At 37.3% G+C, this 26,416-nt stretch carries 27 protein-coding genes; 5 read left to right on the top strand and 22 right to left on the bottom strand.

What is annotated here, in order from left to right; translation table 11 throughout:
- Window positions 1–330: 330 nt before the first annotated feature.
- The 3 genes from MKY30_RS09385 to MKY30_RS09375 all read left to right on the top strand — a co-directional run bounded on the left by MKY30_RS09385 (window position 331) and on the right by MKY30_RS09375 (window position 2,661).
- Window positions 331–1,305: a glycine betaine ABC transporter substrate-binding protein gene (locus tag MKY30_RS09385; protein WP_077604776.1), complete on the top strand. Its 975-nt coding sequence runs from the start codon at window positions 331–333 to the stop codon at window positions 1,303–1,305.
- Window positions 1,306–1,411: 106 nt separating this feature from the next.
- Window positions 1,412–2,215 carry a GNAT family N-acetyltransferase gene (locus MKY30_RS09380; RefSeq protein ID WP_339284435.1) on the top strand — a complete coding sequence of 268 codons (804 nt, stop codon included), beginning with the start codon at window positions 1,412–1,414 and terminating at the stop codon, window positions 2,213–2,215.
- A 92-nt stretch (window positions 2,216–2,307) separates the two neighbouring features.
- Window positions 2,308–2,661 carry an NIPSNAP family protein gene (locus MKY30_RS09375; protein ID WP_339284433.1) on the top strand — a complete coding sequence of 118 codons (354 nt, stop codon included), beginning with the start codon at window positions 2,308–2,310 and terminating at the stop codon, window positions 2,659–2,661.
- An 89-nt stretch (window positions 2,662–2,750) separates the two neighbouring features.
- On the opposite strand, the gene MKY30_RS09370 is transcribed toward MKY30_RS09375, so the two are convergent.
- The 15 genes from MKY30_RS09370 to MKY30_RS09300 all read right to left on the bottom strand — a co-directional run bounded on the left by MKY30_RS09370 (window position 2,751) and on the right by MKY30_RS09300 (window position 17,317).
- On the bottom strand, window positions 2,751–4,226 hold the full coding sequence (locus tag MKY30_RS09370; RefSeq protein WP_339284431.1) for a glycoside hydrolase family 32 protein: 1,476 nt from the start codon (window positions 4,224–4,226) through the stop codon (window positions 2,751–2,753).
- A gap of 53 nt (window positions 4,227–4,279) precedes the next feature.
- On the bottom strand, window positions 4,280–5,725 hold the full coding sequence (locus tag MKY30_RS09365; protein ID WP_147209209.1) for a PTS transporter subunit EIIC: 1,446 nt from the start codon (window positions 5,723–5,725) through the stop codon (window positions 4,280–4,282).
- Window positions 5,726–5,741: 16 nt separating this feature from the next.
- Entirely contained in the window at window positions 5,742–7,397 is a 1,656-nt protein-coding gene (locus MKY30_RS09360; protein ID WP_341083629.1) for a glycoside hydrolase family 13 protein, read from the bottom strand.
- Window positions 7,398–7,498: 101 nt separating this feature from the next.
- Window positions 7,499–8,491 carry a LacI family DNA-binding transcriptional regulator gene (locus MKY30_RS09355; protein WP_339284427.1) on the bottom strand — a complete coding sequence of 331 codons (993 nt, stop codon included), beginning with the start codon at window positions 8,489–8,491 and terminating at the stop codon, window positions 7,499–7,501.
- Between the two features lie 156 nt (window positions 8,492–8,647).
- Complete coding sequence (locus MKY30_RS09350) at window positions 8,648–9,100, bottom strand: DinB family protein (protein ID WP_339284426.1); 453 nt, start codon at window positions 9,098–9,100, stop codon at window positions 8,648–8,650.
- A 16-nt stretch (window positions 9,101–9,116) separates the two neighbouring features.
- On the bottom strand, window positions 9,117–9,596 hold the full coding sequence (locus tag MKY30_RS09345) for a GNAT family N-acetyltransferase (RefSeq protein WP_147209203.1): 480 nt from the start codon (window positions 9,594–9,596) through the stop codon (window positions 9,117–9,119).
- Window positions 9,597–9,772: 176 nt separating this feature from the next.
- Window positions 9,773–10,261 carry a nucleoside 2-deoxyribosyltransferase gene (locus MKY30_RS09340; RefSeq protein ID WP_147209201.1) on the bottom strand — a complete coding sequence of 163 codons (489 nt, stop codon included), beginning with the start codon at window positions 10,259–10,261 and terminating at the stop codon, window positions 9,773–9,775.
- An 88-nt stretch (window positions 10,262–10,349) separates the two neighbouring features.
- Window positions 10,350–11,120, bottom strand: coding sequence for an HAAS domain-containing protein (locus tag MKY30_RS09335; RefSeq protein WP_339284422.1), 771 nt, complete (start codon window positions 11,118–11,120; stop codon window positions 10,350–10,352).
- Between the two features lie 206 nt (window positions 11,121–11,326).
- Window positions 11,327–11,944, bottom strand: a complete 618-nt coding sequence (locus MKY30_RS09330; protein WP_339284421.1) for an NUDIX hydrolase — start codon at window positions 11,942–11,944, stop codon at window positions 11,327–11,329.
- A 102-nt stretch (window positions 11,945–12,046) separates the two neighbouring features.
- Complete coding sequence (locus tag MKY30_RS09325) at window positions 12,047–12,346, bottom strand: Dabb family protein (RefSeq protein ID WP_147209195.1); 300 nt, start codon at window positions 12,344–12,346, stop codon at window positions 12,047–12,049.
- A gap of 549 nt (window positions 12,347–12,895) precedes the next feature.
- Window positions 12,896–13,789 (bottom strand): AraC family transcriptional regulator, encoded by an 894-nt coding sequence (locus tag MKY30_RS09320; RefSeq protein WP_339284419.1) that lies wholly within the window; start codon window positions 13,787–13,789, stop codon window positions 12,896–12,898.
- A gap of 91 nt (window positions 13,790–13,880) precedes the next feature.
- Window positions 13,881–14,861, bottom strand: a complete 981-nt coding sequence (locus tag MKY30_RS09315) for a zinc-dependent alcohol dehydrogenase family protein (protein ID WP_341083625.1) — start codon at window positions 14,859–14,861, stop codon at window positions 13,881–13,883.
- Between the two features lie 108 nt (window positions 14,862–14,969).
- Window positions 14,970–15,698 carry an ABC transporter permease gene (locus MKY30_RS09310; RefSeq protein ID WP_339284415.1) on the bottom strand — a complete coding sequence of 243 codons (729 nt, stop codon included), beginning with the start codon at window positions 15,696–15,698 and terminating at the stop codon, window positions 14,970–14,972.
- Window positions 15,699–16,409 (bottom strand): ABC transporter permease, encoded by a 711-nt coding sequence (locus MKY30_RS09305; RefSeq protein ID WP_341083624.1) that lies wholly within the window; start codon window positions 16,407–16,409, stop codon window positions 15,699–15,701. It lies immediately after the preceding gene.
- Complete coding sequence (locus tag MKY30_RS09300) at window positions 16,406–17,317, bottom strand: ABC transporter ATP-binding protein (protein WP_341083623.1); 912 nt, start codon at window positions 17,315–17,317, stop codon at window positions 16,406–16,408. The genes MKY30_RS09305 and MKY30_RS09300 overlap by 4 nt, the downstream gene beginning before the upstream one ends.
- Before the next feature lie 177 nt (window positions 17,318–17,494).
- Between MKY30_RS09300 and MKY30_RS09295 the strand changes: the two genes are divergently transcribed.
- Window positions 17,495–18,037 carry a sigma-70 family RNA polymerase sigma factor gene (locus MKY30_RS09295; protein ID WP_246145050.1) on the top strand — a complete coding sequence of 181 codons (543 nt, stop codon included), beginning with the start codon at window positions 17,495–17,497 and terminating at the stop codon, window positions 18,035–18,037.
- Complete coding sequence (locus MKY30_RS09290) at window positions 18,021–19,091, top strand: DUF4179 domain-containing protein (protein ID WP_341083621.1); 1,071 nt, start codon at window positions 18,021–18,023, stop codon at window positions 19,089–19,091. The genes MKY30_RS09295 and MKY30_RS09290 overlap by 17 nt, the downstream gene beginning before the upstream one ends.
- A 107-nt stretch (window positions 19,092–19,198) precedes the next feature.
- On the opposite strand, the gene MKY30_RS09285 is transcribed toward MKY30_RS09290, so the two are convergent.
- From MKY30_RS09285 to MKY30_RS09255, 7 genes are all read right to left on the bottom strand, one after another.
- Entirely contained in the window at window positions 19,199–19,690 is a 492-nt protein-coding gene (locus MKY30_RS09285; RefSeq protein WP_341083619.1) for an NUDIX hydrolase, read from the bottom strand.
- Between the two features lie 44 nt (window positions 19,691–19,734).
- Entirely contained in the window at window positions 19,735–21,102 is a 1,368-nt protein-coding gene (locus MKY30_RS09280; protein ID WP_341083618.1) for a sensor histidine kinase, read from the bottom strand.
- Window positions 21,099–21,767 (bottom strand): winged helix-turn-helix domain-containing protein, encoded by a 669-nt coding sequence (locus MKY30_RS09275; protein ID WP_156985837.1) that lies wholly within the window; start codon window positions 21,765–21,767, stop codon window positions 21,099–21,101. The genes MKY30_RS09280 and MKY30_RS09275 overlap by 4 nt, the downstream gene beginning before the upstream one ends.
- Window positions 21,768–22,819: 1,052 nt before the next feature.
- Window positions 22,820–23,980, bottom strand: a complete 1,161-nt coding sequence (locus tag MKY30_RS09270; protein WP_341083616.1) for an FAD/NAD(P)-binding protein — start codon at window positions 23,978–23,980, stop codon at window positions 22,820–22,822.
- Between the two features lie 159 nt (window positions 23,981–24,139).
- Window positions 24,140–24,499 carry a hypothetical protein gene (locus tag MKY30_RS09265; protein WP_147209171.1) on the bottom strand — a complete coding sequence of 120 codons (360 nt, stop codon included), beginning with the start codon at window positions 24,497–24,499 and terminating at the stop codon, window positions 24,140–24,142.
- Window positions 24,500–24,752: 253 nt separating this feature from the next.
- Entirely contained in the window at window positions 24,753–24,881 is a 129-nt protein-coding gene (locus MKY30_RS09260; protein ID WP_339284404.1) for a hypothetical protein, read from the bottom strand.
- Window positions 24,881–26,110 (bottom strand): helix-turn-helix domain-containing protein, encoded by a 1,230-nt coding sequence (locus MKY30_RS09255; RefSeq protein WP_186813558.1) that lies wholly within the window; start codon window positions 26,108–26,110, stop codon window positions 24,881–24,883. The genes MKY30_RS09260 and MKY30_RS09255 overlap by 1 nt, the downstream gene beginning before the upstream one ends.
- Window positions 26,111–26,416: the final 306 nt, after the last annotated feature.

Below are 26,416 nucleotides of genomic sequence, written 5' to 3'. Positions count from 1 at the left end.
TTCTTATACTCGATTTGAGTATGATTTACCAGGTGAATCCTTTGATGAATATATAAATTCCTTATAATTCATGATATTCCGACAAATAAACCTGTATTATATGATTATCTAAAAGAAATCTCGTTTATGCGTAACTTAACGGCATTTTATAACCTATATGAAGGTCCTTGTCCGGTTGCTCCTCCTCTATGTTCCCGCTATTCTTAAAGATAGGTCTATTTAAGAGGATGTTCAAAAGTCCAATAAAAATGACACTGCGATAATTTGAACACGCATTCTATCGCAAGATTTTTTTATTATAGTTATAGAGAAGTGAGGAGAAATTTTATTATGAAAAAGAAGTTAAGCTATTTGCTCATCGGATTTTCCTTCATTCTGCTTGCCGCATGTGGAGAAAAGACAAATGAAGGAGGAGCAATTGTTTTAGCCGACGAAGGCTGGGACAGTTTAAGATTCCATAATGAAGTCGCCGGTTTTATTATTTCCAATGGTTATGGTTATGATACAGAAACAATGACAGGCTCAGCAGCTGCATTAATGACCGGATTGAAAGATCAGGAAATTAACATACATATGGAAGTATGGACGCAAAATCTTGGAGAATCTTACGCTGAAGGGTTGGAAAATGGCGATTATCAAAAGGTCTCTGTCAATTTTGACGATAACTTTCAAGGCTTATATGTTCCCACTTATATGATTGAAGGGGACCCGGAACGCGGCATTGAACCAATGACTCCAGATCTGGAGTACGTTACCGATTTACCGGAATATTGGGAGGTTTTCCAGGATCCTGATGATAGCAGTAAAGGACGAATTGTCGGCGCTATCTCCGGATGGGAGGTCGATAAAATGCTCTCAGATGGAATTGATGAATACGGTTTAGATGAATATTATAATTACTTCCGCCCTGGTTCAGAATCAGCAATTAATATTTCTCTGTTAGATGCTTATGAAAGTGGAGAACCCTGGATTGGGTATAACTATGAACCCAATTGGGTTATGGGTATGTACGATATGACACCAATTTTGGAAGAAGACCCGGATGGACCATTCTCCGAAATGGGTGCACAGGATATTGATATTACTGTAAGTAATGATTTAGAGGATTGGGCACCCGAAGTTGTAGAGTTTTTAAGTCACTACGAAACCTCCAGTGAAATTGCCAGTGATGCGTTGCAGTATATTCAAGAGGAAGACGCAAGTACAGAGGAAGCTGCCGAAAGATTCCTGAGAGAGCATGAAGATCTTTGGACAGAATGGGTGACAGATGAAGCAGAGGAAAAAGTAAAAGAAGCTTTAGAGTAAACATCACATCATTTTAATAAAAATAAGTTTGGCCGATGCCACAGTAGTTGAGATGAAATTCATCCAAGACTGTGGCATTTTATTCCAAGATAAGGGAGCAGAAAGCATGAATCAATCTGAACAAAAGCAAGTTATGATCAACAACCTGAATGCAAAAATAAAAGCAAGAGCAGCTATCCTAAAGGAAGCAAAAATCCATGAAACAGAAGACGGTTTTACTTATACAGACGCGCATCTTTCATCCTATAATTTCAATGTCGTCACACTCCCGGAAACCGGTTATCCCCTAAATCATAGTACTTTTAAAGAAATCATTGATTATTTTAACAGCAGAAAATACCCCATAAACGTATGGTGCTGGGAGCAGCAGACAGATGTTATTTCTTTATTTAGAGAAGCGGGCTTAAACGACTATGGAACAGATTATTTAGGTATGATTGCAGATCTTGAAGACTTCCAGCCCGTTGTTTCCAATGCAGTTGCAGACTTTCATTTTGAAAAAGCCGCAAGTCCTGAACAATTCGTTACTTTCGGTAATATTCTCTCCAGTTTATATACAGGCACCAATGAAGAAAAACAACTTCAAACCTATTTTGAAAAAGCTGCTCATTCTTCTCTTTTAGAGGTTAATAATTTCCAGCATATTATCGGCTATCATCAAGGCAGACCTGCAGCGATAGGCTCCATACTCTTTTCAGACGGTATTGCAGGCTTATACGATATTGCCACCTTAGAGAGTGAAAGAGGTAATGGCCTTGGAACAAAATTAACGAATCATCTGCTAAGCACAGCAAAGGAAGAAGGTGCAGCGTACTGCACTTTACAAGCATCTCCTGAAGCTGAAAATATCTACCGGAAACTTGGATTTAATACGATTGATATGTTGAAGGTATTTGTGAACTTTGAATAGGCCAGGTAAAAAGATGATTTAGGATTTTTCAAGATGGTATACTTCATTCAAAAGTTTATTTTCATAAGGACAGATTCAAAGGAGCTGAAGCAATGTTTTACAGACGAAAATACTACCTGGTAAAATCTGAATTCGCAGAAATACTAAATGCACATTTCAAGAAAACAAATCTCCCTAACCAGTTAAAGCATGGATCCCGTCTGATTGGACGCTGGATGATAGAAAATGAAGACAATATCTCAGAAATTTTTGCTATCTGGGAATATGACAGCTACGATGACTATTTACGAATTGAAACGGCTATCCGGGCAGACAAGGAGCATGTAATACGAGTCCGGGAGTGGTATGACCAGTATGGTGGAAAGGATTATGTTTTGAAGAATTATATTTTAGAAGTTAAAAATGAAATGCTGCAATCTACGCTTGATGAACAAAAGCAGTCATAGCTTATAAAAAAGCTCCAGTGAGCAATACCGGCCCGGCATGCTCACTGAAGCTCTTTCAGTTTATTCTCCTGTAACCTTTGCACTTATAATTAAGAAGTATAACCCCATTTTTTCAAATCAAAAGAGGCTGTCGTATCCTCAGCAAACAGCTTGATCCCATTGCTTTCTTCCTGTGGAAAAATTCTTGCGGTAAATACAACTTCACCTTCATTAACGAACACCTCGATGGAAGACGTATCCATAAAAATACGTAAAGAAATTTTATTATCTGTACAGGAAGTCTGACGAACAGTACCATAATCCACAGCTGCCGGAACTCCTGCAGCTGTACGATCAAGTACTATTTTTTGACGCTTTGTATCCAGATAAAGCAAGGTTTCTTCTTCTTTTCCAGTACGCAGCTTTAATCCTGCATTACCGTCTTCTGTTCTCATATCACAGTTCAACTCGTAAACAGTGCCTGAAAAGTCATCCATCGTTATTTCTTCGTCAATCAGATTTCCCTGCCATGCTGTCAGAGAACCTCTTTTTTTAATCATTTCCCTCACTGGAACCTGATAGATTTTATTATTTTTTATTTGCAGTTCTCTCGGAATCGTTAAGCAATTGGCCCACATATCTTTATCAGAAGGATAAGCTGTATCAGGAAGTCCCATCCAGCCAATTAAAATCTGACGTCCATCCTGTATCTGCGTTGTCTGTGGCGCATAAAAATCAAATCCTGCATCCAGTTCCTGAAAAGCATCACTTTGAAAATAATCTTTTTCTTTATCAAAATAACCAATAAAGCATCCGGAATTATGCACATTATGATAGGAATCTCCTTCTGGTTCAAGCCCTTGAGGAGATAGTATCAGCACATCATTTCCTTCAATCTGAAAGATATCCGGACATTCCCACATATAACCAAACTGTTCAAAATCCATTTTTAATTCTCCTTGAAAGCTCCAGTTCAACAAATTATCCGATTTATAGAGCAGCGCGCAGCCTGTATGATTCTCTCTTTCTGCACCGACAATCATATTAAATTTACCGCTATCTTTGTCCTGCCATACCTTTGGATCCCGAAAATTAGCTGTATATCCTGCCGGCTGTGCCGAAATTACCGGCTTCTCCTTTTTTACAATCCTGCCATTCTTGTCCATAACAGCTAGGCCTTGGGAAGATTCTCGATTCCAGTTCTCATCACGTTTGTTCGCTGTATAGAATAAATATAATAGTTCATCCTTAACAATACCTGTACCTGAAAAGATTCCATGACTCTCATAATCATATTCTGGAGCCAGCGCCAGCCCATTATCTTTCCAATTGACCAAATCATCTGATTCTACATGATACCAATGCTTCATGCCATGAACAGGCCCAAATGGAAACCATTGATAGAATAAGTGATACTTTCCCTGATAGTAAGCAAAGCCATTCGGATCATTTAACAGCCCATAAGGAGGCTGTACATGAAACTGCTGCCTCCAGATGCTGCTGTTCACTTTTTCCAGTAATTCTTTTTCCTCTGCATCCGTCATTTCACGGTAATGACGATACCTCATTTCTCTTGTCCAATCCATATTATTCTCAAATGCTCCCTTCCAAATCCTTTATCCAGGCTGTTTTAAATCTCTCATGAATGATTTATTGCTGTATTTTCATCCGGCTTTAACAGCTCTTTTGGAACAGCAAATAGATAAGCAAGGACAAACGCTAAAATAAAGGTAGCTATCCCGACAATAATATACGTTACAAATTGATACCCGCTGTAAATATACATTAATGGTGACAGAATAACAGCCAAACCATATGCATTAGCCTGTACACCCAGGATGGATAATACCATTCCCCCTAATGCGGAAGAGAGCAGCATAATTGTTAACGGCCGGGTTCCGTAGCGGATGATGACCCCGAAAAGAGCCGGCTCGCTGACGCCTAAGAGCTGGGTAATCCCCGCACTGGTGCCCATTACTTTCATATTCTTTTTCTTACTTCTGAAACTGATAGCAAAACAAACCGCTGCGTTGGCAAACCCATACATTGCACATAATGTAATAAGCGGATTAAAGCCGGTAGAAGCAAGTAAAGTTGTTTCAATCATTAAGAACAGATGGTGCATTCCTGTAATAACGGCTAACGGATAAATTAATCCAATAATAAATCCGCCAATTCCAAATGGTACGTGAATTAATCCAGTTACCACATAAACAAGACCATTTTCTACAATGTGAAGTACTGGCCCAAGTACCAATAGTCCACCTAAAACGCCAACGATAATAACGAAGAATGGTGTAAACATTAAGTCCAGTGAATCTGGCATTTTTGCTCTAAGTTTTATTTCTACTTTTGAAGCTACAATACCGACAACAAGTGCGGTCAGAACACTCCCCTGATAACCGACAATCGGAATAAACCCGAATGCCATCAAGGGCTCTACATTGGATGTTGCATCTGCCACTGCATAAGCATTCGGCAAAGCAGGCGAAACAAGCATCAGACCAATAACAAATCCTATGATCGGGGTTCCGCCAAACTTCTTAAAGGCCGACCAGCAGATTAATGCCGGCAGAAAAGCAAATACAGTATCTGTCAGCACAGTAATCAGCGCTAATACTGATTCCGGAATAGCATCCGGTGTTGTTCCAAAGAATCCTAAAACAGATTCATTCAACAATACACCTTTTAATCCAAGAAATAGTCCTGTTGCCACAATCCCCGGAATAATTGGAATAAATACATCCGCCAGAGTTCTTACTCCACGCTGTATTTTTCCTTTTTTTGGTTTCTGACCTTCCGCATTTTGACTATCTGACTGTTTTTCTTCTTCATTAGAGTCACCAGCAACGGCTTTATACACTTTATTAACAATTCCTGTCCCAAGAATGACTTGAAATTGTCCTGAATTATAGAAAACACCCTTTACCATTTCAATGTCTTCAATTGCTTCTTTATCGATAGAATCCTTATCTTTGACGCTAAAGCGCAATCTCGTTGCACAATGCGTCATGGATTCAATATTATCTTTACCAATAATCTCTATAATTTTTTCGCCTGTTTGTTTATATTTATCATTAGACATGCTATTTCACTCCTTCTCAGCTGACGGCGATTCCCTGATAAGGTTCTAAAACAACTTCATTCCCCGTTATCGAAGGCTTCGTCTGGCTATATAAAATGATATCCACCATTGGACGGTCTAATAGAACTTTTTTCTTCTCTGTGCTTAGATTAACCAGTACCGTCAATCTTTTATCTTTATGGACACGCTCATAGGCAATTACTTCCTCCGGTACATCCTTTACTTCTTTAATATTCCCAAAAGTTAATATACCGCTTAATTCACTATCCTGTCTTAACTGAATCATCTGCTGATAAAATGTATAAACAGAATTATTTACTGCATTAATTTCCGGGTATTCTTCTGTCATGTCCAGCCACGGTTTTCCAGTAGTAAATCCGCCATACACCTCGTTGTTCCAAGGAAATGGTGTCCTTGTATTATCACGGCTCCGCAGGTTAACAAATTGAAGTGCTTCCTCTTCTGAAAATCCCTCCTGCATAGAACGGTGATAATTATCAATGCTGGAAATATCATTAAAAGCCTTTATCGTTGAACGGTGAAAGTTTTTCATTCCAAGCTCCTGTCCCTGGTAGATAAATGGTGTTCCCCGCAAAAAGAAATATAGCATTCCAAATGTTTTTGCGGTTTCAGGTGTTTGCCATTCTTCTTCTCTTACCATCTTGGACAGCACACGCGGCTGATCATGATTTTCCAGGAAGTTTGCTCCCCATCCAGCTTCCTGGAGTGCGGATTGAGATCTGAATAATAGCTCTTTAAATTCTGGAACAGTCCAATTTGTACGCTTAAACCAATCTGATCCTGATTCCACATCAATATCGGCATAATGGAAATCAAAAATCATGGAGAAGTAACCATCTTCCCCTATAAACTGATTAAAATCTTCATACTTCACTCCTGGAGCTTCACCAACAGTAACAGCATCATACTTTTCAAACGTATTCGCTTTCAATTCGTTTAGAAAGTTTTCGATCCCTGGACGATTTCTTGTTTTATGCTTGCAGGAAACAAGACCGTCCGCTCCGTCTGCCGGAAGACTTGCATAGTCACTGTCCTTTTTAATAAAAGTGATAGAATCAATTCGGAATCCTGCTACACCTTTATCGAGCCAGCGATTAATCATCCCATATAATTCTTCACGCATTTCTTTGTTTTCCCAATTAAGATCTGGCTGTTTTTTATCAAAAACATGCAAGTAATAGAGATCTTCTTCAGGGAGCTTCTCCCAAACCGATCCTCCGAAAATAGAACGCCAGTTGTTCGGCGGGCTGCCTTCTGCACCTGTTTTAAAAATATAGTAATCTCTATACTTGCTGGCTGGATTTTTTAGTGCTTCCTGGAACCATGGGTGCTCATCCGAAGTATGATTAATTACAAGATCCAATATAATTTTAATATTGCGTTTCTTCGCTTCTTCTAAGAGCTGATTGAAATCATCCATTGTTCCAAACTCTGGGTTAATCCCCTCAAAATCAGAGATATCATATCCGTTATCAACCATAGGAGATGAAAAAATCGGACATATCCAAATCATTGTAATCCCTAACTCTTTCAAGTAATCCAATTTTTCTGTAATCCCTTTCAAATCTCCGATACCATCGCCATTAGAATCATAAAAGCTCTTTGGATAAATTTGATAAACTACCTCATCCTGCCACCATTTTGTTTCCATGAGGAAAGTCCTCCTTATTTTCATTTATGGAACCGGTTCCACATGCTTTATAGGGAATCGGTTCCACATTGATTAAATTTAATATATGTTATGGAGAAAGTTTATCGCTTTCTTTTCGCTTTGTCAATACTGTTTTTTGGCAATACCTGATAATCCACGTATGTTGTTGTGGGATGAAATTTCTGTCCTTTCATTCTGACAATACTTTTTGCAGCGATATGTCCGGCTTTATTATAATCATAATGAACCGTTGTTAATGCAGGCGTTAAATAACTGGAGATCTGATAATCTCCAAAACCAGTCACAGAAATATCTTCAGGAATACGAAGTTTTTTTTCATAAATGGATTTCATTGCGCCGATCGCAATATTATCCGTTGCGCAAATCAATAAATCCGGCTTGATTTCGTTTAATAACTCCCTTGTTTTATGAACTGATTTCTCGATGGAAAAGTCAGTATAATAAATAGAGAGCCTTTCCTGCCCCTCTTTCATAAAACATTCGACAAATCCCTTTTTCCTTAAAACACCAACTGCTTCATCTTCTTCATCTACTCCAAGGTAAGCAATTTTATTAAAATCGTAAGCAGTTAAATACTCTGCCAGCTCAAAAGCTGCCTCATAGTCCTTATAAACAATACAATTCAGACGTCTATCCTCTTGACCAATCACAATAACAGGTACTTCAATGGATTCAATCGTATGAATATGCTCCTCTGTTAATTTTGTCGCCAGAAATATAATTCCTGAAACTTTCATCTTTGCCAGACGCTTTAAATATTCAATTTCTCTTTCAGGACTTCTGTCTGTATTTTCAATTAAAATATTATACTGCAGCTGCTTTAATTCCTTATCAATTCCCTGCAGTGTCGTTATTACCGAATAAGAGTCAAATCTGGGAATAATCACACCAATTGTCGGATTACTCTCTAAACGCAAATTTTGTGCGTATGAATTCGGAACGTATTCCAATTCTTCAATTGTTTTTTCAATTTTTTCTCTTGTCGCTTGACTGACATAACCATTATTTAAATATCTGGATACCGTACTTTTTGCCACTCCAGCTTTTTCAGAAATATCACGAATTGTAGCCATTGAATGTCTGTCCTTTCAACCTTGAATAATCATCTATTATAAAGATATTATACTCCATTGCCATATTATTTTCACGAATTGTTCTGTAACCAGTACTTCTTATACTTTTTCGTAAAAAAGAACTCTCCATCTCCAGAAAGTTCCTCATATGTTCTATCAACCAACAGCTAAAAAATTCTCTATTTGCTTTAAGTGATGTGCATCATGCTTCACAAATATTTTCACAAAGCTTTCAGCCGAAAAAGCTCTTTTCCCGGTTCCAATAGTAAACCTGTCCTGCTTATCTACTTTTTTTACTGCATCTAAAAATTCTTCTCTCCGCTTTATAAATAAATCTACTATTTGGTAAACAGATTGGCCTTCGAGAGATTGAATAGCCTTTTCATTCTGAGCATCATGATCCGGAAATGCCGGCAGATTTGCTCTATGATGCATCTGAGATACCATGTTTTGAAGATTGTAATCATCCCAATAATACATATGACCAATAATTTCTCTTATCGACCAGGCATTTTCTTTAATCGGTGTGATCAGTATTTGTTCATCCGCTTCTTTTAGCTTGGAAACCTCATCAATTGTCTTCCTGTACTCCGTAAATACTTTGCTCATAGAACCTCTCCTTAAATTAGAATACTTGTAAAGCCATAATAAATTGCTCGCCCTTTGGACCTTCCTTCCGCTTACCCGTATCTGCAAAACCGACATTATGATAAAGCTTTTGTGCTGGTATATTTTTATGATTGACAGCTAATATAATCTCATCACATTCAGGAAATACATCTTGTATAAAATCCTTAAGTAATGTCATTCCTTTTCTGGCATAACCCTTCCGCTGATGAACCTGATTGATAGATAAAGCAGTTAAAAGAATAGCTTTATGATTCGCAGAATATTCTTTTACACGATCCGTCTGATGCAGCAGGAAAAAACCTACCGGTTCTTCTCCATTCATAATCATGACACCATATTGACCTTCCGTCAGGTCTGAAATCTCGTGAGGCAGTGCAGTAAATTGATGCTGCTCTTCCGGAAGCTCGAATTGATTCAAATCATCTATGTACGTTTTTGTTAGGAGCTTTAACGTTATTGCTTCTGTCTTTTCCATATGTATTCTCCTTATTAAATGTAACTTAGTTTTCAGTTTAACATCTTTTTGTTATTTTAGGTCTATGCAATTTAGAATTTTTGAAATATTTTCATGATGTGTATATAAAAAAAGAGAAAACCTACCATACTCCATATAAAGCTCTGAATGACAATTTAGATTTTCTCTTACAATCATTATATACGTTTATTCTTTATCTCTAAAACAGCTTCCACTGCTTCCTCCAAGGAAGAGGTAATCTCGCCATTTCTTTTTATTAACCCTACCAAAAATAAATTACGATACACAAATTGATTTTCTAAACCATCTTCTATAAGCGCGTCAATCTTTTTCTGATTATCTCTTCCCTGCTGGCGGGTATCGGTAAATACCCCGACAATTGGGCGTTTAAGCATTGAAAAAGCTCCAATTTCAGCCGCTACACCAGAATCTACTTCTACGCCATCCAGTACTGCAATTAAAAAATCACTTTCTTCCAGCTTAGATAAATCTGCTTCTGCAATGATCTCACTATTTGCATATGCAGTCTTATCATTAATTGCCGCATTTTCCTGCGGTACATATAAGTCTATTTCCGGAACAGCCTCACGAATCGCTTTTGCCAGCTGTTCATTTACATAACGGTCACCTATTGAAAATAATCCATTTGCTAAATAACCTTTCATTTCAAGCACCTCTTATCCAGTCTAGTTCTTTTACTTATTTCTTACGTTCATTCCTTCATATTTTAACAGAATTATCCTTGCCTGGTTATCACTGCTGCTCTTTCTGAAACTCCAAATAGATATAAACTCCAACAATTAAAAAGGTCAGGATAATACTCAGGAAAGCCTGCATATCAACTCCAAGCGGCGTATTCTCCAAAATCATCGGCGGAAAATTCCAGGCAATTAAGATAACAGGTAATATCCATGTTTTCGCCCAAACAGACATTAGTACTGCTGCAGCTGTCACTATCCCCAATAAAATCATATTTCCTAAGAATTGAATTGTAACAAGGGAGGTTTCCACATAACCATCCATAAAATAAGCTGCTACAAATAAAAGCATACCAATAACTGCTGGAATCGCCAGAATTATATATTCTTTAGATACAGATAACTGCGTTTTAGAGGTGTATCTTACCGCAAAAACAGAGCCAATAATAAATAAAAGTCCAATTACAATTGTACTTAGGATTCTAAAAAGGCTGTATGCTACAATTTCTCCGTATAATACACCTCGTAAAACGTCACCAAATACCATAAAAATAATCGCACCTATAAGGATATATGGAATCAGCCAGGATACAGATGTGTTCTTCTTTTTATTCACTTCTTCTTTCAGCTCATCTAAATATTCCTGCGGGGATTTGTCGGTAATTTGTTTAATAGACTCATTATTTTGTTCCATCTCATAAAGCTTCTGCGCTAAATTATCTGCAGCTTCCTCAATATCAGATTGTTCTATGCCCTGAGAAAATAAATACAGCCGCAGCTTTTCTATAAATCGATTACTTTCCGAGCTTAATTTCGTCCGGTCCATTTCAATGCCCCCTTCTATGATCTATCAACGCATTGATATTTTAAAATCACTTATTTAGATTTTAAATTGTATTATTTTCCTCTGGCTAAGCAGATATCTCCTACAAAACATCCTCATTTTAAAGGACTTCACCTTGTTTTACAAGAAATTCGGACAGAAAAAAATTACTCCTCACTTGAAGAAGTAATTTTTAAGACAGTACGATATTAATCAAACAAGGTCGGCTTCTCCGGATCTCTCAAAAATTCAAACAAACATTTGATTTGTGTTTCTGTATTCCGATTTAACGAGAGATCAGGCAGGTTATCCTCAGCAAAAAAATCAATTCCTTTTGTTTCCATTCCCAATTTGGCTTCCCCGCTCATAATCTCGCATTGGATAAACAATTTATAATACTGATAAGGCTGTGGCGGGTGTGGATGTTTATTTGTATCAAAAACTGCCAGCAGCTTCATTGGCTGTACGTGAAAGCCTGCTTCTTCCTGAATTTCTTTGGTAACATTTTCTTTTGGAGATTCACCAATATCACAAAAGCCACCCGGTAACGCCCAGGCACTATCATGCTTTTCACGGACCATTAAAATACGATTATCTTTAAAAACAACACCCCGCACATCGACTTTAGGAGTCTGATAGCCTACCTCATTAGCAAATAAATCACGAATGGACTCGAAATCTAATCCCGTATATTCATTCATAATTTCAATGCTTAACGTACGCAGCTGTTCATACCGTTCTCTGTCATACATATCATTTGTAAAAGTCAATCCCGCCTGAGAAATAGCCTGGATTTGCTTCGTCCATTCTAACCACTTATCACTCATTTGAAATGCATCCTTTCTTTTAATTAATTGATTGTAAATAACACTATATTTCTATGTAAAAAAGCAGTATAGAACAACTTTCTATACTGCTTTTATCTATGATTATAGCTGGTAATCAACACAGACACGATCCTGCACACACTCTTTCACAAAGCTTGACACACGCACATGCTCTGGATGTATTTGATATTGTTGTAATGCCTCCTCCGTCTCAAACTCGCTATCCAGAATAATATCACGATCGCTTGTCGCCAAAGGATTAATAATGACGTTGATAGAAGCAACACCATCTATCTTATCTTTTAAACTTTCTAATTCATTTTTGATTTTCTCTGCATTTACTTTTTTCTCTGCTTCACTGAAATTGTCACGATGATTCCATTGTACAATATGTTTTATCATGGCTTACAGCTCCCTGTTCATTTTATAGTTAAAGTTTATCATAGTCTTGCTTCCTTCACATAGATAACTTATTTATATATTTCTCTAATTTTTAAAATCATTTGATATGATTTTTTTAGAATGATAAGGTATAAGTAAGGAATTTAAAATTAACATTGGTTGCTAACCTTAAGCGAACATAGCTTACTAAGGAGGTTAGCACCCTTTTTATAGCAAGGGGTTTAGAGAAATACCCTAATAATAAAAGGAAATAATTTCAAACTTTGATTAGGTTAGCATTTTTTTCGTCTTTAGGCCTTGCTGTATTAAGGTGTTTTATGTGTGCTGTCGCATCTTATATGGATGCGTGGATTGAAATTGAAAATGTACGCGAAAATAATGCTGACGGCGATGTCGCATCTTATATGGATGCGTGGATTGAAATTTCGTAGTGCTTATAAAATAGGTACACCATGTAGTCGCATCTTATATAGATGCTCATGACCCAGCACCTCCAACATAAAATGATGAGGTGCCAAGGTATCTCGTCTTTTCATGTTAGAGGCGCTGCTAACCTTTTTTCTGCACAGCCATCCAAATCTCACTATATACATTCTCTAGATCGCTATAATCTTCTACAAAAGAAATTCCCGGCGCATCAACTAACTGATAATCCGAGGAAGGAAGCCATTCTGAAGCAATTTTCGCCCATGTTTGCTGCATTGTTTCAGGGAATGGCCCTTGTGATGAGAAAATGACCCAAATATGATTAGGCACTTCCAGCACATCCAGCCCTTCAAAGGGTCCTTCTTCATCTGTCAATACGCCAATCATATGCTCTAAATAGCCTTTCTCATGCACTTCTTTGCCCTCACGTAATCTGCTGCCTTCATCATAATTATAAGAAGCATTAATTACTTGCTTAGGCTCTATATTAGCGTATTGATGCATCTTTTCTTTCTGCTGATTTGTAATACTATTCGCCAGTTTTTCAATTTCCGGATTAACTCCTTCAAACTGCATGGGCACCTTTTTACTTATACCAATAATTTTAAATGCTTCTTTTTCAACAATTCGATAATTCATTTCTGCTCCTCCTTGAATCGTTAATTGAAAGGTGAGCTTCGGAAAGGCTTTAAGACGCTTTTTTTGCTGATTTTTCACTTCAGAAGGGTTAAATCCAGCCCATTCGCGAAATGCCCTAGAAAAACCGTCAACAGAATTATATCCATATTTAAAAGCAGTATCTGTCACATTAACATCATCCCGTAACAAATCAAACATTGCATTGGAAAGCTTTCGGTTACGGATATAAGCAGTCAATGTCATCCCTGCTAAAAAAGAAAACATTCGCCGGAAGTGGTAAATCGATGTACCGGTAATTTTCTCAATTTCTTTCTCGTCGATTTCCACATCCAGGTTCTCCTCAATATACTGTAACGCCTCATTCATTCTGCTTTGCATTTCCTTCTCCTCCTTCCATTAATTCAAGTATAGAGGCTGCTTGCATAAATCACTCGATAAAAAAGGAACGAGTTTTATCGGTTACGAAGCATCAGCTGCTGGATAAAATCACTTTTCCTTTTCTGCCGTCAGCAACTGCATCAACAGCCTGTTTTATATCTGCTAATTTATATTTTGCTTTCTCAAAGCTAAGCAATAGCTCCTGTTTCTCCACAAGGTTTATGATTTGCTGGAAGGTTCTCTGCCATTCCTCATGACCTGCCTTCTTGTTCCAATGCCTCAAATGAAAAATATTCATTTTAACTTTCCCCGCAAAAGCTCCCCAGTCCATCTGCTCCCCAGATAACAACCCGATACTTAAGAATTGCCCCTGACACCGCAAGCAGCTGGCTAAATCCGTACCCGCGCTTCCCCCCAACGAATCAATCGCTGCATCTGCTCCTTTTCCATTTGTTTTTTCCATCACAATATCAAAAAGTGATTGATTGGATATATCCACCACTTCAGAAGCACCAAGATTTAAAAGTGTCTGTGTATGCTTACTATTTCTCGTAACTGCAATTAAACGCAAACCTAAAATTCTGGCAAACTGTACATACAAGTGTCCTATCGCTGACCCGCAAGCATTTATTAGCAGCACACTACCAGGCTGTAATTTCAATATTTCTGTCAGCGTAACCCATGCAGTAACAGGGTTAATATACAGCTGTGCAGCAATTATATTATCCATAGATTCTGGCACAGATACAACAAACCTTGCCGGAGCTATGACAAAATCCTGCCATGTCCCCTCGCCTCGTAACGACAGAACTCGTTTTCCAATGAGATCTGTACTTACTGAAGCTCCAACATCCTCTACAATTCCAACACCTTCATAACCAGGTATATATGGAAGAGAAATTCTGTGTGAATAGCTTCCTCTTACCGGGATTAAATCGGATGGATTAATTGGTCTGGCTAACATCCTAACCAGCACTTCATCTCCTTTTGGCGGGCAAATTTCTTTTTCTCCCATCTCTAATACTTCATTAGGATTACCAAATTTATCACAATAAATATACCTGTTTCGCACTTTAAAATGTCCTCTCCTGTATGACTTTTTCTTTTATTATAACGAAAAAAGGAATAACAGCGTGAGTGCCATTCCTTTTTTCAAATACAATTATTAAATATTTCCCTATCAAATAGCCTTTTTCTGGAAGTATAGATAGCCTCCAATAAAAAATATTAGAAAACTGCTGCCAACAACGGTTAGAATCTGATCCCAAGGTACAAAAAATACATCCTCTGTACTTCCGCCAATATTCATCATTAAAAATGGCTGTCCCCAAGGATAATATGGCCCAAACCGCTCCGAATTAATGACTAAAATCGTTGGTAATGTAAAAATAACATTTATCGCAAATGGTGCGGCAAAGCTTTTGAATGCAATCGAAACCCATAACTGTAAAGCAATTAACGGCAAGGTAGCCACCCAGCCTCCGAAAATAGACTTCCAAACAATATCCATTGGAAAAGGATCTGTAATCCCTTCTATCACACCCACTAAATAAATAGAAACCAAGTACATTAATTGCATAGCAAGCATCAGAAGAATCAGCAACAGGTATTTAGAAAGAAAGACCTTCCCCCTCGTTACCGGCAGCGCCATCAGCTGTTTCCAGCCTCCTTCCTGATGCTCGTACTTGCAAATCACACTGGCTAAGACACCTGAAATCAAGGGCAGGAATAAGATAGCATAAGTAAAATTCATCATAACCAGCTTTTCATGCCAAGCATTGATTTCTTCTATTTCGATGGAGGAATTGGCTAACCCAATAAATAATCCAATCAGCGGAGCGACTAATAGAAGAAATAGTACTTTTGATTTTCGCAGCTTATACCACTCAGAATTTATCACGGAAAACATTTATTTAACGTCCCTTCTTTTAAAATCAATCATCCCCAGCAAATACAGTACCAATCCAAAGCCGATTCCTAACAGGGCATTGATATATGAATGATCCCAATCATTAGATAGTGCCGGCCATTTCCAAATCACCCAATCAGGTAACAACGGGGCAGAATATGCTAAAATCACTCCTGCTACCCCTAGTGTGACAGGGATAGCCTGATTCTTACTGACAGTAGCTACCCAAAGCTGCAGTCCCAATACGGGAAATGCAGCAAAGAAAGGCAAGAAGCTATACTCCATTAACCGCAAGTATGGTATATCAGCCCCTAGCCCCAGCGTCAGTCCATAACCGGACATAAAAAGGAATAAGAGAACAGAGGATAAAAATAAGACACAGCTGACTACCGTAAATTTAGATAAATACACCTCCCGTTTGGAAACAGGTAAAGCAACTAACTGCTTCCAGGCGTTTGTTTCATCTTCAATGCTTGCCATAAAGGATGTCAAAATCACAATTCCTAAAACAATTGCAAGCGGCGTAAATGAATTGATGTTCAAAATATAATACAGCCAGCGATCATCCATCTGATCAAACAAATAATCCTTTCTCACGCCGTAATTGACCATCTGTAAAGCTACAACACCAAAAGGACCAATCAGACACAACAGCCACATTCCTTTACGCTTTATCTTTAAAAAATCCGCCTTTACCAGTGAAAGGATCATCCTGCCTGCCCCTCCTTTGTCATCTCTAAGAATATATTCTCCAGAGACCTTTTTTCCTCCTGTACCCGATAAATAGAGAACCCCAGCTGAACAAGATAGCGAATGGAAGCTGCTACCTGCTCATCATCTTCCGCCTGCAAGGTCACACTTTCTTTCTCTAAATCCGCTTTTTGTCCATTGGCAAGCAAAGAACGCCACGCTGCTTCGTTATCATTCACCTTCACCTGGATAGAAGCTTGAGCAAATTTACGCATGGTCTCGATCGAGTCCTGAAAGATCATTTTCCCCTTAGATACAACACCTACTCTGGTAGCCATCTGATCAATCTCAGACAGTAGATGACTGGATATCAGCACTGTCATACCATATTCTTCCGGAAGACTCTGAATCAACTGCCTCATTTCAATAATGCCAGACGGGTCTAAACCATTTGTAGGTTCATCCAAAATCAACAGCTCCGGCTGGTGCAGCATGGCAGCGGCAATCCCGAGTCGCTGCTTCATTCCAAGCGAAAATCCTTTTACTTTTTTATTGGCAACCTCATGCAGGCGAACCTGTTGAAGTACTTCATCAATTCTCTTCTTTGGCACGTTAAGAATTTTTCTGCTTGCTTCTAAATTTTCCTTGGCAGTTAAATGCGGGTAGTAGGAAGGATTTTCTACCAGCGAGCCGACATTTTTCAAAATTTCTATCCGATTGTTTTTCATATCTTTTCCAAATAGCTGTACAGATCCGGAAGTCGGACGCATTAGCCCCAACAGCATGCGGATGGTTGTTGTTTTTCCAGCTCCATTTGGACCAAGAAATCCATATATCTCTCCCTTAGGTATCTTCATTTCCAAATTTGATACTGCTTTTTCTTTTCCAAATGATTTTGTTAAATGCTTCGTTTCTACGATATATTCCATCCTTATCACCTCTACTTTCAAGGATAGGGGTGCAAGGTTAAAATGAAGTATGGACTTTGTTTAAAGTTTGGTTAAAAAGCCGGGTACTATAAGACAAAAAATATTTCAAGAAAATAAAGAAAGTGAAACTTTTTATATCCCTAAATGACTCTAATGAATGAGGGGAGGAATTATACAGTGAAGCACAATATACATACCGTGAAAAAAGCTATTAATGGAGATGCTGCGGCTTTTGAAGAACTGCTCTTCCTGGAAGAACAAATGCTGTATTACAAAGCGCTCTCTTACGTTAACAATAAACAGGATGCTTTGGACGCTATTCAGGAAACATCCTGTAAAGCATTTCTATCCATTGGTCAATTACGAAATCCGGAATATTTTTCAACATGGCTATTCCGCATCCTGATACGCGAGTGTTACCAGCTTTTAAAAGAACGGAATCAAATTATTCCTTTTGAAGAAAATGAATTGTTATTTCGATTAGAGAGCAAGCAGGAGCAAGAAATAGAATCATTTCATCTGAGTGAAGCGTTATCCAAGCTGAAAGCATCCTATCAGACTTCTATTATCTTATTTTATTACCACAACCTGTCGATTCAGGATATTGCAGAGGTTATGGAGAAGCCTGCAGGAACAATAAAAACATATTTACGCAGAGCAAAGAAAAAATTAAGAATCGAAATAGAAAGGAGTTATAAGTTAAATGAACAATCGACATAAGCAATTAGAACCTTTCCCTAAAGAGCAAGTACGTTCAGCTATTCAAATGGGTATAGAACAAGCAGAAAAACAACGCAGGAAAGGGACAGTGAATCCTCAGCAGCGCCGAAGAAACAAGATTAAACAAAAAATATTCTATGCTTTTGGCAGTGTGGCAGTTATTTTTGTCATATTAGTTGGTTCATCATACTATTCACCAGCGCTGGCAAGCAGCCTGTCTCAGATTCCTATTATCGGTTCTGTATTTGAAAATTCGAACCTAGCTAACCTCGAAAAAGCCCATAAGCAGGGATTAACCAGCCAAATTGGCGAAACCCAGACCGTTAACGGAATCTCTGTAACACTCGATGAAGTCTTGTATGACCAGAATAATATTAGCGTTAGTTATATTATTGAATCAAAAAAACCACTTGAAGAGAATTATACTAGTGCTGGTATGGAGTTTACCATTAATGGAGAATCACCAAGTATGGGTTCATTAATGTATATGGAATCTAGTCAATCAGCAACAACCCGGACAGCAGTTCAGGAAATAAAGGTAACAGAAGAAATGCCGGATAAATTTGAACTGGGAGTGATTTTACATGGGGAGAATGAAGAAGCTTGGAATTTTTCAACTCCTGTAGAAAAAATGGAGAACATTCAAACCATTCCTGTCCAGCATTCCCAAAGTGCTGACGGAATTAACCTTACTATTACAGATCTGTCTCTCAGCGAACTAGGCGTCAGCATATCTTATGAAAGCCTTGATGAAAAAACAAATTTTGGTATTAACCGGGTAGGTCGTATTGGAATAAATTTGTTTGATCAGGATGGCAATGAAATTACGTCCTTTTCCGGAAGTGGAGAAAGCTGGTTTTTTGATAATAATCCGGGATTTAAAAATATTGAACTGTTTGGTCCAATTGATTCCAATGTTACAGAGTTGACAATTATTCCTTACTTATTTAGAGGCGTGGAGTTTGATAAAAACGGGGAAGAGATTAAAATAGAAAAAAAAGATTCTTTTAAAGATGTTGAATTTGAACCTATTATAATTGAAATACCAAAATAGACTATTATCGGAAATATATCTGAATACTTTAAACAGTAAAAAGCGGTGACCTCCACCTTGTAAGGATTTCACTGCTTTTTACTATTCTATTGTAAAAGAATCGTATATTAATTACTTTGTGTGGCTTTATCTAAAATATTTTGATGCAACGTACTCCAATTATTATTGTAATTTTCTACTTCTCCCGGATCTATCCAGATTCTTTTTCCTGATTCATAAGCACCCTTAAACTCATAAACTCGCTGAACATCCATACAGTAAAACACCTGATAACCGACTTTCGGATATGGTCTATCCGAATTCCATTCGATATTTCCGGTATGATTTACTTCGATATATCCTAAGAGAGAACAACTCCCTGTAATATAGCCTTCTTCATATGCTTCACGTTTAAAACACGCTTCAGGTGCCTCTCTCTTTTCAATATGTCCCCCGGGTATATCCCAGCCTCTATCATTTAAATTTACAAGGAGCAGCTTATCGTTTTTGAAGCATAAACCATGTACACTTGTTATAAGCTTACTTTCAGGCAGATTGTTATCTTGTATCCAGGTTAGTTTTACTTCACCATTTCCCCAATAGGTGTAAATACTTGTCACCGAGATTCCTCCCTTCCTTAATTTTTTAGCTGAAAATAAAAAGACTAATTGCCTGCTCTTTTCATCCTGATAATCTTTATCGTTGTTCCTTTTTCTGTCGAATCAATTTCCCAATCCAGATGCATCCCCTTTACCATCATATCAACAATGGAAAGACCGATTCCTGCTCCTTTTTGCTCTGTATCCACCTGCATACCCTTCCCTTTATCTGTAATCACAATGGCATCATAATGTTCTGTTGATTCTGTCCACACAGCAATATATTTTCCATCTGTTGCATGACGAAGAACATTTTGCAGGAGATTATCCAAAATCCGGCTGAACCATAATGGATCAATTTCCCATTTATTCTGTTCAAAGGCTTCTATGTCAATATCAACTTCAAATTCTTCCTTTTCAAAAACTGGATACCAGGCTGCCAGGTATTGACGGAGAAATCGGATAATATTTATTTCTTTTAAATCCTTCCTATACTTACTCGCCATCAGCAATGTATAAGACATTAGATTTTCGATTAATCTATCCACGTCTTCAATAGATGTGGACGTCAGCTTAAGAGAACGCTTTGCTTCTGTTGGTAAATCCATTTTCTGCAATGTGTAGGCCTGTGCGTTTATTTTGGTTAAAGGTGTACGTAAATCATGCGATAAGTTGGCTATCAGCTCTTTACGCAGCTGCTCCTCCTCCTGTTCGCGCTCCCTGCTTTCTCTTAATTCCTGCACCATTCGATTAAAGGACTTCTCCAAATCACCAATCTCATCCTGCTTCTTCTCTTCAATAAGAATCGGCAGTCCATCCGTATCCCGAATTTCCATTGCTTCTTGCAGATGGACAAGACGTTTACGGATCCCTCTGAAAAACCATAAGGAAAGAAATATAAATAAAAATACAACGCCAATTGTCAATATAACAATTGTCCATCCATATTCTTCGTTCAGTCGTTGCCCCTCGGACTTAAGCATGTCCCGAGGCAGCTGGAAAACAATAAACCCCTCTTCCTCATGGCCTCCTACAAAAGCAACGACAGTAAATGGATCTTCATCATAATGATTTTTTAAAAATTGTGCGGTATAGGTAACGTTCCATTCATCCGGTAAATTTTCCTGAAGATTGCTTTGTAGATTCAAAACTCCGTCTCCATCTACCCAAAACATAGAAGCATTCGGATACACTTCCTGCCATTCCCCAAATACATGAGCAATGGTATCTTCTGATATTATTTGACTGGCTTCCTGATGCCAGTTTTCTTCTATTTCGTCATACGACTCCTGGCCATTTCCGGGCGAATCCGGATCTCCCATCAGATTAAAGAAAACAATAACAATAGTAATATAGGCGGCTTGAAATAAAAAAAGTGCAATGAGAATAATCAATATATATTTCGCTAATAAGGACTTCAAAAACCGTTTCATTTTTTCACCCGATAACCAATCCCGCGAATGGTTTCAATAATAGTCGGTTTCGCTGGATTTTCTTCAATTTTCTCACGCAAATAACGGATATGCACCATCAATGTTTTATCCCCTTCCATAAAACGCTCTCCCCATACACCTTCATAAAGCTGTTCCTTCGTTAAAATCTGATTCAGATGACGAAGGAAGTATTGAAATAGCTGATACTGCTTCCCGGTCAGTAAAATTTCTTTCTCTGTCTGCTTATTGATAATAATCAACGATTTCGTATCTATTTGCAGATGTCTAATTTCGAGAATACCTTCTTCTTTTTGAAAACGGCGGAGCAAGGCATCCACACGTGCAGCCAATTCGTCGGGATGGAATGGTTTTGTAACATAATCATCCGCAAAACTTAACCCCTCCAGTTTGTCCTCCACTGCAGAGCGTGCGGATAACATCACTATTGGCGTATCCTGGTTTGCTTTTTTGATCCGTTTTCCGATTGAGAAACCATCAAGTCCCGGCAGCATAATATCTAAAATAGCAAGGTCTATATTATTTAAATATTGTTCTAATTGGTTTCCGGATGTTAGCCAAGTTACATCATGACCTCTTCCTGTTAAATCTTCTGTCACCCATTGTCCGATTTCTTTTTCGTCTTCGATGTATAGGATTTTTGCCATTTTCCCACCCCATTGGCCTCTAATTTTTATTAGTATTATTGCTTCTATTTCATTTGTTTGCTGGATTATTTTAAAAGAATTTCATAAAGTGTTGTAATCCCTATTTAATAATCATAACAAGAGTTATTAGGAAACGGACGAAAATCCTTCATTTTTAAACAAAATTTAAATAATACACTTAGCTTGTCTATACTTTATTCTTCTTTCTCTGCAATGACCTTTCTTACTTTAAATGGACAAAAATGTATGATGGTATCTTATTTTTTAAGCAGTTAATATGCTTTCAAATTCTACATAGATGCGTAGATGGAAATAAAATTGGTAAGTCGTTCAAGGTATGTATGTGGGGTAATTAGTTATGATTATCATTTGTATTTATGATAAAGTAGAATTATATTAATTGGTTATGCAGAACTTATCAAAATAGAGAAAAACATTTTATGAATATATTTCAAGCAAATTATTCTTTAAGAGGTGCTAACCTGAAGCAAACATGAATTACTAGGGAGGTTAGCACCTCTTAATTTATAAGGATTTCATGAGGTTTCAAATAAAAATGAATCAAAAGGCGGGAAGTTAGATTCTGGTTAGCACTTTATTGTTTATAAAGACTTGCTGTACATAGCTTTATTATGTACGCTTTCGCATCTTATGTGGGTGCGTGGATTGAAATCAGAAGGAACAGTGTTCACTTTTGATGTAAAACAATTCGCATCTTATGTGGGTGCGTGGATTGAAATAAGGTGAAGTAAAGCAACCTTTAAAAGATGCGTTCGCATCTTATGTGGGTGCGTGGATTGAAATTTCCGTACCTTCAAATCCGTTATCTACAGCGATGTTCGCATCTTATGTGGGTGCGTGGATTGAAATAAAAGCGCATGACATAGAGATAGAGAATATTTCTTAGCACTTTGTGTAAGTGCATAAATTGAAATACACCCTATATAACACAATCAAAACTTCCAACTCAAGATAAAATAATTCCATTAAAAAACCATCCTCATACAATAAACTAATAATGAGGATGGACTTAATATTTTTATTCTTTTTTCCTAACCATAACGCAATATCCGCTCTGCAGCCTTTCTTGCACCAGCAATATTTCTAGAAACCGGCCCAATCTCCAGCTCGGCTAATGCTCCAGCTACAAAAAGTCCATTTTTCCATTCAAGTGACTTAGGAACAACCGGAAATCCGCATGGCGCGCAAGGCAATCCCATTTGCTTAATTATTGGATCTAGCCATTCCTTGCCTGGCATTGCAATTGCTGGACCCGTTGCCAGCATAATAGAGCTTCCCTTCAGCTTTTCTTGATTTTCCATAAAAAGCTGCATTTTCCCATCAGTATCTTCTCTTATGTCCTCAATACAGCCTGTATGAATATCTAGTCTTCCCAATCTCTCCTGCTTCAACAGTTTTAAATATAAATCCCTGGTGATAGAACCACGGTTCCTTGCTTTTTGTATAGTTTTTCGTCTTTCTTTATAGCTGGTCAGTTTATGGTACTTATTCAAATATTTAGGTCCAAGCCAGCCAGGATCGCTGTCAAAATGATGAATACGTAACGGATGCCGTTTCACCATGGTAACAGAATGAATGGATTCTTTTTGAGTAAGTGCATAAGCAAGGTGTCCTGCAGTCATGCCGCCGCCAATAACAATTACATCTCCTGTATCCGGGAGCCTGCTGTTCATTTCAAATATATGCTCCAGCGCTTTATTATCTCTATACTTCTCAGCCCATGATGGATAATGCGGCGTATGGTTAACACCCATAGCGAGCACCACCCTCTCACTAAAGAAACAACGTCCATCCTTAATACCAACTTTCCACCCCTGCTCTGTCCATTTAAGTCCATTTACCTCTCCCTGCAGCCAACATTCCATCACACCTGTTTCTTCCAGTAAATCTAGGCAATGCTGATTAAACATGTCTAAACGCGGCCGCTGATACCGCCCCTTAAAGCCCGAGGCATAATTGTTTACGGAAGAATATTTTTTTAAACTGTATGGATCGGTATGTAAATGATGAACTAAAGGGGAGCGTAAATATTCCATTTCAATCTTATCTGTAACTGTTCTCCATCTTTCCAGCGGCTGTTTATGAGAATCGATAATTAATAAATCTTTTCTCTCTGCTTTTTTCTCCTCAAGCAGACGGGAAGCTACGCAGCTTCCTTGAATTCCTCCACCAATTACTACCCATTTATACATGCCTATCCCTCTCTTCCTTTTCACACTAATCATAAACGTAATCATTACGATTTGATAATTAAAATTTTTTAGTATGGCATACATACTTAATCAATTATTCTGTCAGCCTCTAAATGTCTATTTTTCTTTCTAAGCTCTCATTTCACTGTCTCTTTTTGTTTACAATCCTTCTGTATAAAAATATTTCCTGTTTTCATTTGTCTCAAAAGCATCTGAAACAGCGTTTGTACAGTCAATCCAACGCGTTTCTGTGTTTACCTTTTCTATTCTGTTCTCTATTTTCTCTTCAATCTCTTTTAATACTTCTAAAAGTTCAGGTAAGGATAAGTTAAATTCTACAGCTACTTGCTTGTGTGGCGTTTCAGCCCGGAGTAAATCAACAAAATGTTCCGGTGTCAAAGCTCTCTCAGAAATTACATTTTCCATATTTATAACTTTCCCATATAATAATCGTTCCTCTTTTGAGAGGAAGCGGCTAATCACCTTTTCCAAAAGCTTTTTATCTAAGTAATTATCCATTTTAAGCACCTCACTGAAAACCAACTCGTCACAAAACGTAATAATTACGATTTGCAACGGAAATATTATTACTTTACCACGAAATATAAATAAAGACAACATATTCTTTTATAATTAGTTATGAACTTTAAACATTTTTATTTTATCCTACTTCCATAAAATGAATCAAATTTTATTTTACAATACAAAAAAGCTATCATACGCTAATTTAATAGCCCCAGATAGCTTTTTCTTCATTTACAATAAACAGAACTTAAAAATCATCATTAGGATTAAAACTATGCGTTGAATCAGGATACTCAACACTACCGCCTGCACTTACAGTCATTGTTACGCTGAAAAGTGAGAAAACTACTAATACAGCAATTAATAATTTCTTCATCAAATCCCTCCTTTCATATCCAGAGCGTTTTTTATCTTAAAATAAGCTTGTTTATACTGCTTATTTTGAGAATAATAATTTGATAGTAATACATTATATCGAATGAGAATTTCTGTATCATTTCTCTTCTCAAAAAATGGAATAGCAACAGTTTCCAAATATTCTTTTATATCCTCTTCTTCCAATTGTAATCGAAGCACTTGAAACTTAATAACATGCTCCTTCAAATCAGACTTATCGGCAATCGTTTCTCCTTTGGAAATATACTGTGCTGCTTTTTCTTTATCCTTTATATTTAGATATAAATCGGCTAATGCCTCTATCGTATTTATATTATATTGCTCATCTTTAGAGACAGAGAGACTTCTCTGATAGTAAACAATTGCTTTTTCGATATCCTTCTTATCTTCAAATGCAAGTCCCATATTATGATAAACTTTGCGAAGCAGGTTTGTATCATCTTTTACGACCTTCTCTATACGGTAATAATAGTCGATTGCTTCATCAAAATTTTTCATTTGATAGTAGTTAATACCTAACAAAAAATAACAAACTGTACATTGGTTATAGTTCATTTCCTGTAAGTATTTATTTAAAGCGGTTTCTAAATGCTGAATCGATTTGTATATGTTGCCCTTCCTGTTGTAAACCAGGGAGAGTTCATAATGAATATCTGCTTTATAAGGATAATTCAGCGAATTTGCCAATCCCAGATATAGCTCAAGCGCTACGTCATAATTGCCGGATACATAATGGTATAAGCCACAAACTCTATTAAATAACGGCATGATTTTCAGATTACCATACTCCTGTAAAGCTTCAACTTCCTGGAATTTTTCTTCCGCTTCTGTCTGTGTTGAAAATCTCAAAGTAAACCGTAATTGAATTAAACTGATCAGTAATTTCATACCGGGATCCAGTGAGTTCTTGTATTTTTCTAAAAACAATTGATAGGCTTCTTCTGCGGCTTTCCGGTTTTCTTTAATTAAATTATAAATTTCTTCTGCTTCCTGAACTACTTCATCACTCATTGCTTCATCTGTTTGAACTAATTCTTGGACACTTATTCCAAATCTTCGGGCCAGCAGCTGTAGGATCTCTTCATTAGGAACGACATTGCCGTTTTCAATCTTGCTGTAATAGGATACAGAACAAATACCTTCAACAATCTCTTGCTGCTTGGATTTTTGTTTGTTTCGTAAAAATTTAAGTTTTTGCCCTAAATCCAACATTCTCTCTCCTCTGTATGAAATTTCTCCTATTCTAAATGTAACATATTTCTAATAAAAATTAGAAGTATATTGCTAAAATTAAAATTTGTCTATATAACAATAATAACAAATTACATTCAGAAAAGTATAAAATTTAACTCGAAACGACAATATTATTCATTTTTCAGCACAAATTCTCAATTTCTCCTTATTTATTACATTATTTTTCTATTTTTAAAGCAAAAAGAAATAAACTGCTCTCTGACAACAGCAGTTTATTCATTCAATCCGTATTCTATTTTTAAACACTTTAATACATTAATA

Source organism: Oceanobacillus sp. FSL W8-0428 (genome assembly GCF_038004405.1).
Taxonomy (GTDB): domain Bacteria; phylum Bacillota; class Bacilli; order Bacillales; family Amphibacillaceae; genus Oceanobacillus; species Oceanobacillus sojae.
This window is presented reverse-complemented; position numbering and strand designations above follow the sequence as displayed.

Coding starts and splice junctions, on each gene's coding strand:
- MKY30_RS09385 (WP_077604776.1), top strand. CDS start 331: ATGAAAAAGAAGTTAAGCTATTTGCTCATCGGATTTTCCTTCATTCTG.
- MKY30_RS09380 (WP_339284435.1), top strand. CDS start 1,412: ATGAATCAATCTGAACAAAAGCAAGTTATGATCAACAACCTGAATGCA.
- MKY30_RS09375 (WP_339284433.1), top strand. CDS start 2,308: ATGTTTTACAGACGAAAATACTACCTGGTAAAATCTGAATTCGCAGAA.
- MKY30_RS09370 (WP_339284431.1), bottom strand. CDS start 4,226: ATGGATTGGACAAGAGAAATGAGGTATCGTCATTACCGTGAAATGACG.
- MKY30_RS09365 (WP_147209209.1), bottom strand. CDS start 5,725: ATGTCTAATGATAAATATAAACAAACAGGCGAAAAAATTATAGAGATT.
- MKY30_RS09360 (WP_341083629.1), bottom strand. CDS start 7,397: ATGGAAACAAAATGGTGGCAGGATGAGGTAGTTTATCAAATTTATCCA.
- MKY30_RS09355 (WP_339284427.1), bottom strand. CDS start 8,491: ATGGCTACAATTCGTGATATTTCTGAAAAAGCTGGAGTGGCAAAAAGT.
- MKY30_RS09350 (WP_339284426.1), bottom strand. CDS start 9,100: ATGAGCAAAGTATTTACGGAGTACAGGAAGACAATTGATGAGGTTTCC.
- MKY30_RS09345 (WP_147209203.1), bottom strand. CDS start 9,596: ATGGAAAAGACAGAAGCAATAACGTTAAAGCTCCTAACAAAAACGTAC.
- MKY30_RS09340 (WP_147209201.1), bottom strand. CDS start 10,261: ATGAAAGGTTATTTAGCAAATGGATTATTTTCAATAGGTGACCGTTAT.
- MKY30_RS09335 (WP_339284422.1), bottom strand. CDS start 11,120: ATGGACCGGACGAAATTAAGCTCGGAAAGTAATCGATTTATAGAAAAG.
- MKY30_RS09330 (WP_339284421.1), bottom strand. CDS start 11,944: ATGAGTGATAAGTGGTTAGAATGGACGAAGCAAATCCAGGCTATTTCT.
- MKY30_RS09325 (WP_147209195.1), bottom strand. CDS start 12,346: ATGATAAAACATATTGTACAATGGAATCATCGTGACAATTTCAGTGAA.
- MKY30_RS09320 (WP_339284419.1), bottom strand. CDS start 13,789: ATGCAAAGCAGAATGAATGAGGCGTTACAGTATATTGAGGAGAACCTG.
- MKY30_RS09310 (WP_339284415.1), bottom strand. CDS start 15,698: ATGTTTTCCGTGATAAATTCTGAGTGGTATAAGCTGCGAAAATCAAAA.
- MKY30_RS09305 (WP_341083624.1), bottom strand. CDS start 16,409: ATGATCCTTTCACTGGTAAAGGCGGATTTTTTAAAGATAAAGCGTAAA.
- MKY30_RS09300 (WP_341083623.1), bottom strand. CDS start 17,317: ATGGAATATATCGTAGAAACGAAGCATTTAACAAAATCATTTGGAAAA.
- MKY30_RS09290 (WP_341083621.1), top strand. CDS start 18,021: ATGAACAATCGACATAAGCAATTAGAACCTTTCCCTAAAGAGCAAGTA.
- MKY30_RS09280 (WP_341083618.1), bottom strand. CDS start 21,102: ATGAAACGGTTTTTGAAGTCCTTATTAGCGAAATATATATTGATTATT.
- MKY30_RS09275 (WP_156985837.1), bottom strand. CDS start 21,767: ATGGCAAAAATCCTATACATCGAAGACGAAAAAGAAATCGGACAATGG.
- MKY30_RS09270 (WP_341083616.1), bottom strand. CDS start 23,980: ATGTATAAATGGGTAGTAATTGGTGGAGGAATTCAAGGAAGCTGCGTA.
- MKY30_RS09265 (WP_147209171.1), bottom strand. CDS start 24,499: ATGGATAATTACTTAGATAAAAAGCTTTTGGAAAAGGTGATTAGCCGC.
- MKY30_RS09260 (WP_339284404.1), bottom strand. CDS start 24,881: ATGAAGAAATTATTAATTGCTGTATTAGTAGTTTTCTCACTTTTCAGC.